This is a genomic window from Streptosporangium sp. NPDC003464, from assembly GCF_053588315.1.
Genome location: NZ_JBSFPS010000539.1, coordinates 1 through 1,653, shown reverse-complemented (window position 1 = coordinate 1,653; position 1,653 = coordinate 1). Strand labels below are relative to the sequence as shown.

Here is a 1,653-nt window from a genome sequence, read left to right as displayed (position 1 = left end):
GATTGTCCGGCGGCGACCTACTCTCCCACACCGTCCCCGGTGCAGTACCATCGGCGCTGAAGAGCTTAACTTCCGGGTTCGGAATGTAACCGGGTGTTTCCCCTTCGCCATAACCGCCGTAACACTATGAAACTGTCAAACACACACATGTCGCGGTGTTCGCTGTTTCAGAATCGCATAGTGGACGCGGGCAACAACCCTGATCTCGCGCTGCTCCGGACCCGGCGAAGGGACAGAGCGCTGCAGAAACCAACAAGGTATGCTTTGTGGTCAAGTCCTCGGCCTATTAGTACCGGTCAGCTCCACACATTACTGTGCTTCCACCTCCGGCCTATCAACCCAATCGTCTATTGGGAGCCTTACCCCTCACGGGTGGGAGACCTCATCTCAAGGCGAGCTTCCCGCTTAGATGCTTTCAGCGGTTATCCCTTCCGAACGTAGCCAACCAGCCGTGCTCCTGGCGGAACAACTGGCACACCAGAGGTTCGTCCGTCCCGGTCCTCTCGTACTAGGGACAGCTCCTTTCAAGTCTCCTGCGCGCGCAGCGGATAGGGACCGAACTGTCTCGCGACGTTCTAAACCCAGCTCGCGTACCGCTTTAATGGGCGAACAGCCCAACCCTTGGGACCTACTCCAGCCCCAGGATGCGACGAGCCGACATCGAGGTGCCAAACCATCCCGTCGATATGGACTCTTGGGGAAGATCAGCCTGTTATCCCCGGGGTACCTTTTAGCCGTTGAGCGACGGCGCTTCCACAAGCCACCGCCGGATCACTAGTCCCAGCTTTCGCTCCTGCTCGACCCGTCGGTCTCACAGTCAAGCTCCCTTGTGCACTTACACTCGACACCTGATTGCCAACCAGGCTGAGGGAACCTTTGGGCGCCTCCGTTACTCTTTAGGAGGCAACCGCCCCAGTTAAACTACCCACCAGACACTGTCCCTGATCCGGATCACGGACCGAAGTTAGACGTCCAAAACGACCAGAGTGGTATTTCACCAATGACTCCACCATCACTAGCGTGACAGCTTCACCGTCTCCCACCTATCCTACACAAACCGTTCCAAACGCCAATGTCAAGCTGTAGTGAAGGTCCCGGGGTCTTTCCGTCCTGCTGCGCGTAACGAGCATCTTTACTCGTAGTGCAATTTCGCCGGGTCTGCGGTTGAGACAGCGGGGAAGTCGTTACGCCATTCGTGCAGGTCGGAACTTACCCGACAAGGAATTTCGCTACCTTAGGATGGTTATAGTTACCACCGCCGTTTACTGGCGCTTAAGTTCTCAGCTTCGCGGGACGAATCCCACTAACCGGTCCCCTTAACGTTCCAGCACCGGGCAGGCGTCAGTCCGTATACATCGTCTTACGACTTCGCACGGACCTGTGTTTTTAGTAAACAGTCGCTTCCCCCTGGCCTCTGCGACCCCCACCAGCTCAGGGAGCAAGTCCCATCACCAGCGAAGGCCCCCCTTCTCCCGAAGTTACGGGGGCAATTTGCCGAGTTCCTTAACCGCAGTTCACCCGATCGCCTTGGTATTCTCTACCTGACCACCTGAGTCGGTTTCGGGTACGGGCCGCCACGACACTCACTAGAGGCTTTTCTCGGCAGCATAGGATCACCCACTTCGCCACAATCGGCTCGGCATCACATCTCAG

At 57.2% G+C, this 1,653-nt stretch carries 2 rRNA genes; both read right to left on the bottom strand.

The features are described 5' to 3' along the window. Nucleotides 1-4: 4 nt before the first annotated feature. Nucleotides 5-121: ribosomal RNA gene (gene rrf, locus ACWDS7_RS48325) — 5S ribosomal RNA — on the bottom strand. A 145-nt stretch (nt 122-266) separates the two neighbouring features. Continuing rightward, nucleotides 267-1,653, bottom strand: a 23S ribosomal RNA gene (locus ACWDS7_RS48320); the annotation flags it as partial.